The sequence below is a fragment of the Neobacillus sp. NPDC058068 genome, assembly GCF_042885335.1.
In the GTDB taxonomy this organism is placed as follows: Bacteria; Bacillota; Bacilli; order Bacillales; family Cytobacillaceae; genus Neobacillus.
Genome location: NZ_JBHVSI010000020.1, coordinates 121,766 through 127,880, shown reverse-complemented (window position 1 = coordinate 127,880; position 6,115 = coordinate 121,766). Strand labels below are relative to the sequence as shown.

Sequence of the window (6,115 nt, the reverse complement as noted above, 5' to 3'; positions counted from 1 at the left end):
TGCATGTATTAGGCACGCCGCCAGCGTTCGTCCTGAGCCAGGATCAAACTCTCCAAGAAAGTTGATTAGCTCATTTGTTACGTTGGCTTAGTTTCGTAAAAGAAACTAAAAAATATTGTTTGTTGACGTTTTTGTTTGTTTAGTTTTCAAAGAACAATTTTCAAAACAGCTGTAATACTGTTTCAATAATTTATCGCTTGTTTCAGCGACAAGTAATATCATAACAGATACATTTTTTCATTGCAACACTTTTTTTAAAAAAGTTTTTGTTATTTCTATTAATCTATTAGTGACAGTTTCAAATATTACTCATTTTATTCCCCAAAGTCAATACTATTTGTAGCATCCATTTAAATTAGCTGCAGAAATCCATCTATAAATCTTGAATTATCCCAAATATATTGTGCTGCCTTGCTCTTTAGAGGCAACTTCTAGAATCTCACACGAGTAACTGATAATTTCTGCGCACGTATGACACATTGTCACTTTTTCTATTGACTTATGACAACGTGTCATATACAATCAATTCATTATCAATTGTGACACATTGTCACATGTTTAGATTGGAGGAATATAATTATGCCAAAACAAACATTTTTTCACTTGCCTATAGATAAACAAGACACTTTAATTCAAGCTGCTAAAAAGGAATTTTCTCGGGTTCCATTACATGAAGCATCCATTGCCAATATTATCAAAGATGCGGCAATCCCCAGAGGAAGTTTTTACCAATATTTCGAAGGAAAAGAAGATCTATATTATTATCTGTTAAACCAGCTTTCACAGAAAAATAATGACCGATTTATTGCGACCTTAAAGGAGAAAAACGGAGATATATTTGAAACTTTTATTGATTCGTTTCAATTTATGACTCAGAGTCACAGAAATCAAGAACACAAAAACTTTTTTAAAAATGCTTTTTTAAATATGAATTATAAAATGGAAAATACATTAGCTAATAATATTTATGAAGAGAGTCAAAAAAATCAGTATTTAACTATGATTAGCTTAATGAATACCAACAATTTGAACATAAGAGATGAACGAGAACTTCATCATATTTTAAAAATTATTATGGCTGTAACTTTTCAAAACCTTGTTCAAATGTTTGTAAGGAATTTAACGGATGAAGAGGCTTTAAAAAGTTATGTTGAGCAAATGGAGATGCTAAAAAGAGGAATTTATAAGGGAGAGCACTAATGAGTTCCCTTAAAGCAGTGAACAAAAAGAGTAGCCATTTGGAGAGTATTGTGAAAAAACTTCAAGAACAAGGTATTGATGCACAAATATACAAACGGTCTAACATGATTAATGAAATGTTAAAAAAGGAGAAAACAAATATATGGATTCAACATTACAAGAAAAAAAACCACCCTATTTAATGCTTGCGATTCTTTTTATCGGAGCATTTGTTTCTTTTTTAAATAACTCGCTATTAAATGTAGCATTGCCATCCATCATGGTCGATTTAAACATTAAAGATTACTCCACGATCCAGTGGCTTTCTACTGGCTACATGCTTGTCAGTGGTATATTAATTCCGGCATCAGCATTTTTATTAACACGCTTCTCAAATAGAAGTTTATTTATTACATCCATGGCAATTTTCACTTTAGGTACTGCCATAGCAGCCGTTGCACCGAATTTTGGTTTATTACTTACAGGAAGGATGGTCCAAGCAGCAGGTTCTTCGGTAATGGGACCTTTATTAATGAATATTATGCTTGTAAGCTTCCCTCGAGAAAAACGCGGAACAGCAATGGGGATTTTTGGATTAGTTATGATTACTGCCCCAGCAATCGGGCCAACCTTATCAGGTTATATTGTAGAATATTATGACTGGCGTTTACTTTTTGAAATGATTTTACCGTTAGCTCTCATTAGTTTACTTTTGGGGATTTGGAAATCCAAGAATGTAATGGTGCAAAACAAAGAGGCTACACTTGATTATTTTTCAGTACTATTATCATCTATCGGTTTTGGCGGTTTGCTGTATGGGTTCAGCTCTGCAAGCTCTGATGGCTGGACAGATAAAGTCGTCTTAACAACTTTAATCGTTGGCGCTATTGCCCTAATCGCTTTCATTGTACGTCAATTCAAAATGGATGAACCATTATTGGATTTACGTGTTTACAAGTACCCAATGTTTGCACTTGGGTCTGTCATTGCGATTGTAAACGCAGTAGCGATGTTTTCCGGCATGATTTTAACACCGGCATATGTACAAAACGTAAGAGGTATTTCACCACTTGATTCAGGTTTAATGATGCTGCCTGGTGCGATAATAATGGGGATTATGTCACCAATTACAGGTAAATTATTCGATAAATATGGACCACGGATTCTTGGCGTAATAGGGCTTGCCATTACAGCCGTTTCAACTTACATGTTGGCAAACCTGCAAATCGACTCTAGTCACACATATATTATCCTTGTTTACACTCTGCGCATGTTTGGGATGGCAATGGTGATGATGCCAATTATGACAAACGGCCTTAATCAATTACCAACACGCCTAAATCCACACGGTACAGCTGTTAACAATACGGCTCAGCAAGTATCCGGTTCGATTGGTACGGCTATTCTTATTACGATAATGAATTCTGTGACAAAGACAAAAGCTGAAAGTTTAATTAGTGGTGTTGATCCAACAACCTTTACAGCTGCTACTAAAGCTTTATTAACACAGAAAGCATTATTAGCCGGAATCCAATATTCATTCTATATAGCTCTTGGCATTAATATTGTCGCACTACTATTAGTTTTCTTCGTTAAACGTGTAAATATAAGTAAAGAAGTTGAAGGGACGATAAATAAGCAGGGGAAAATAAAAACAAAACCCGTGGTAGATTAACTTAAATAATTATTATAACTTATGGAGCCAACTATCATTATGATAGTTGGCTCCATTTTTTCTTTCCGCTTATAATAATAAAATATCCCAAATTAGGTTTAAAACTGCCCCAAATTCCATAGTTCAATATTCATTAGCCAGCAAATATAACGGGGTTTCATCTTCTTCAAGCTCCGAGAATCTTTCGTATATTCCCAAAAACCTATTGTCTGAAAAATCATCATTCACCATTGAAACTTCTCCAAGCAATACCTTGCCTGTACCTTTTTCTCCCCAAAATTTATGGTACATGCCTACCGGTAAGGTTATGCTCTCACCAGGTGTTAACCTTAAAATAGTTCCGGGTTCAACAGTTAAGGCTTTACCATCCATAGATACTTGTACAGGAGTACTAGCAAATCCTCCATCTTTTGTCGAATTATATACCTTTACCAGAAGATTGCCGCCTCCACGATTAATAATATCCTCCATTTTATTCCAATGAAAATGGAACGGAGTAACTTGTTCTTCCTCAACAATCAGAATTTTTTCAGCATAAGACTTTTTATATTTATTATTTTTTAGATTACCATTACGGATTGTAAATAATAGTAAGCCTTCATTTCTAAAATTACCGCTTCCAAAATCCGTAATATCCCATCCGAGTAGATTATCTCTTATTTCATCATACTCGCTGCCTTTAGTTTCCCAGTCATTAAAACTCCAAAATGCAAAGGGAGGTAGTTTAAAATGCATCTTTTCAATAAATTCAACAGCTTCTTTCATCAGCTTATTTACTTCCGAACGCTTCACAAAAAACATCTCCTTAATTTGGACACCTGTCTAGTAAAGTCAACTAAATATATATGAGCCTTTTTTTTCAGTGGTCTCCGCCTGTCCTCATTCTCCCGCTAATTAGACTCGATAATGGCAATCCCCATCGAGGTAAGTTGCTTTTAATTCCAGTTCAGGAGACAGCACAATAAAGTCAGCCGCATAACCCGGGGCAATTTTTCCACATTCGTCATCCATTTGAACACTCTTCGCCGGAGCCGTACTTGCCATGTAGATTGCCTCTTCCGGTGTAGCAATCCCCCATTTAACAACGTTTTTCACCGCATCCTTCAGTTGCAAAATGCTCCCCGCAAGACTTCCAGTTTTTAACCGAGCAGTGCCATTCTCCACCACCACAGGAAATTCTCCCAGCTGGTAATCCCCTTCCGGCATGCCCCCAGCCATCATACAGTCGGTCACCATCACAGTTTCTTTTCGACCGCGAACATTCATTAAGATGTTGGCAGCCGCGGGATGAACATGGTGTCCGTCGCAAATGATTTCCGCAAAGACATCCTTAAGATTCATGGCAGCGCCGACCATCCCTGGTTCGCGATGATGCAGCGGGCTCATTCCGTTGTATGTATGGGTAAAGATGGATGCCCCCTTTTCTACGATTCGCTTGGTTTCCTCATATGTGGCATCACTATGGGCCAATGCAACCGTAATGCCTTCCTTCACGCAATATTCAACAAACTCTGCTGTATCCTTTCTTTCCGGTGCAATCGCAATTTTTTTGATCATGTGGTGGGATAATTCCTGCCACTTTTTCAATTTGTCTATAGAGGGATCTTCAAAGTACGTAACATTTTGCGCTCCCTTATGCTTTTCGGTAAAAAATGGCCCTTCCAAAAAGATGCCTTTAATCTTTGCCCCTTGAACCCTTGTATAAATGGCGCCAATCATTTCAACCACTTGATTTAACGATTCGGTTGATGAAGTTAAAGTGGTGGGCAGAAATGAAGTCACCCCGCAAGATAATAAGGCTTTAGAGATGTTATTTAAACCTTCAAAGTCATTGTCCATCACATCATGACTTTTAAATCCATGGATGTGTGTGTCAACTAAACCGGGGGCAATCCACAGGTCTCGATAATCAATGACTTCTGCAGATCCGCCTGGTTCCTGCTCAGAAAAGCTACCAAACCGTCCGTCATTGATTTCCAAAAAGCCAGGGCCTGCAACCATATCTTCTAGAAAGAACTTTTCCGCAAAAATAAACTTTGCCATTTTTTCCACCTTCGTTTCTAATAAGGGGGGAAATCCCCCCATTATTCGTATCCGTGAATGGTTACACCTTTTACAACCCGGTTAACAGTTCCCTTCGGTGATGGGGTATCAGGTCTATTCCCTACTTTAATAGAAGCTAACAAGGCAACCGTTTGACCAATCATCACAAAAGGCAGGGTGAGATAGGCATCCGGCAGTATCTGGGAAACGCTATCGAATGAAAATGTGTAGCCTTCATAATTTGTTTCTCCGTCCACTTCAATGGCACAAATATAATTGGCGATATCGTCCTGCTTTAATTCCGCTAATAAATCCAAATCGTATTGACGTGTATAGTTCTGATTGGATACAAAGACAAACACCAGCGACATCTCATTGACAAATGATTTTGGACCGTGCCTAAAGCCAAGTGGTGAATCAAAGGCTGTTGTAATTTTACCTGCAGTTAACTCTAGTAATTTTAATTGCGCTTCTCTTGCCAGGCCCTCCAAACTTCCTGAGCCTAAATAAACCACCCGATTAAATTCAAGATCGATGATTTTTTGGATATCCTCTCCCCTTTTAAGGACACTTTTGCCCATAAGGCGAATCGTTTCGACAAACGCTGATTTTTCTGCCACTGTTAAGGGATCAAAGATGAGTAAGGCAGCAAGCGTCATACAAGTGTAACTTCCCGTCATCGCAAAGCCTTGGTCATTTGATCTTTCAGGCATTAAGACTAATAGATTATTATCATCACCCTTTGCCCGCTTGGCCAGTTCACCGTCTTTGGCACAGGTGATCGTTAACTGATAAAAATCCGTGACGATTTGTTTCGCCAGTTCTACCGCAGCGACGCTTTCAGGACTGTTACCGCTTCTAGCAAATGAGACCAATAATGTTGGGATATCTGCCTTTAAAAATTGATAAGGATTCGACACCAGCGTGGTGGTTGGAACACTTTGCAATTCCCACTTCTTTTCATCCGTTTTTTCTTTTAAATAAGGTGTTACTGTTTCACCAACATAAGCAGAGGTTCCAGCACCTGTAAAAAGAATGCGAATCCGATTATGTTTCTCTGATAATAAGCGGAGGAATTCCTGAATTTCCTTGTTTTTATCGACATACACCGAAAAGGTTTCGCCCCATAAATCTGGCTGCTGTCTTATTTCTGCCGTTGTTATGGACGCTCCTAATCGCAGTAATTTCTCTTCCTCTAATAAAAACATATCCAACACT

Annotated in this window: 5 protein-coding genes and 1 rRNA gene; 2 read left to right on the top strand and 4 right to left on the bottom strand. The window is 38.1% G+C overall.

Annotated features, from left to right (window positions below; translation table 11 throughout):
• Positions 1 to 59 (bottom strand): 16S ribosomal RNA (locus tag ACFVSW_RS21850); the annotation flags it as partial.
• A 520-nt stretch (positions 60 to 579) separates the two neighbouring features.
• Here ACFVSW_RS21850 and ACFVSW_RS21845 point away from each other — a divergent pair.
• The gene (locus ACFVSW_RS21845; protein ID WP_387318725.1) at positions 580 to 1,200 is read left to right on the top strand and encodes a TetR/AcrR family transcriptional regulator; all 621 of its coding nucleotides are present in this window, start codon (positions 580 to 582) and stop codon (positions 1,198 to 1,200) included.
• 142 nt (positions 1,201 to 1,342) lie between these two features.
• Positions 1,343 to 2,854, top strand: a complete 1,512-nt coding sequence (locus tag ACFVSW_RS21840) for a DHA2 family efflux MFS transporter permease subunit (RefSeq protein WP_387318724.1) — start codon at positions 1,343 to 1,345, stop codon at positions 2,852 to 2,854.
• 123 nt (positions 2,855 to 2,977) lie between these two features.
• Here ACFVSW_RS21840 and ACFVSW_RS21835 read toward each other — a convergent pair whose 3' ends face one another.
• The 3 genes from ACFVSW_RS21835 to ACFVSW_RS21825 all read right to left on the bottom strand — a co-directional run bounded on the left by ACFVSW_RS21835 (position 2,978) and on the right by ACFVSW_RS21825 (position 6,105).
• On the bottom strand, positions 2,978 to 3,646 hold the full coding sequence (locus ACFVSW_RS21835) for a D-lyxose/D-mannose family sugar isomerase (protein WP_387318723.1): 669 nt from the start codon (positions 3,644 to 3,646) through the stop codon (positions 2,978 to 2,980).
• A gap of 102 nt (positions 3,647 to 3,748) precedes the next feature.
• The gene (gene nagA, locus ACFVSW_RS21830) at positions 3,749 to 4,897 is read right to left on the bottom strand and encodes an N-acetylglucosamine-6-phosphate deacetylase (RefSeq protein ID WP_387318722.1); all 1,149 of its coding nucleotides are present in this window, start codon (positions 4,895 to 4,897) and stop codon (positions 3,749 to 3,751) included.
• A gap of 41 nt (positions 4,898 to 4,938) precedes the next feature.
• Complete coding sequence (locus ACFVSW_RS21825; RefSeq protein WP_387318721.1) at positions 4,939 to 6,105, bottom strand: SIS domain-containing protein; 1,167 nt, start codon at positions 6,103 to 6,105, stop codon at positions 4,939 to 4,941.
• Positions 6,106 to 6,115 lie beyond the last annotated feature (10 nt).

Coding starts and splice junctions, on each gene's coding strand:
- ACFVSW_RS21840 (WP_387318724.1), top strand. CDS start 1,343: ATGGATTCAACATTACAAGAAAAAAAACCACCCTATTTAATGCTTGCG.
- ACFVSW_RS21825 (WP_387318721.1), bottom strand. CDS start 6,105: ATGTTTTTATTAGAGGAAGAGAAATTACTGCGATTAGGAGCGTCCATA.
- ACFVSW_RS21845 (WP_387318725.1), top strand. CDS start 580: ATGCCAAAACAAACATTTTTTCACTTGCCTATAGATAAACAAGACACT.
- nagA (WP_387318722.1), bottom strand. CDS start 4,897: ATGGCAAAGTTTATTTTTGCGGAAAAGTTCTTTCTAGAAGATATGGTT.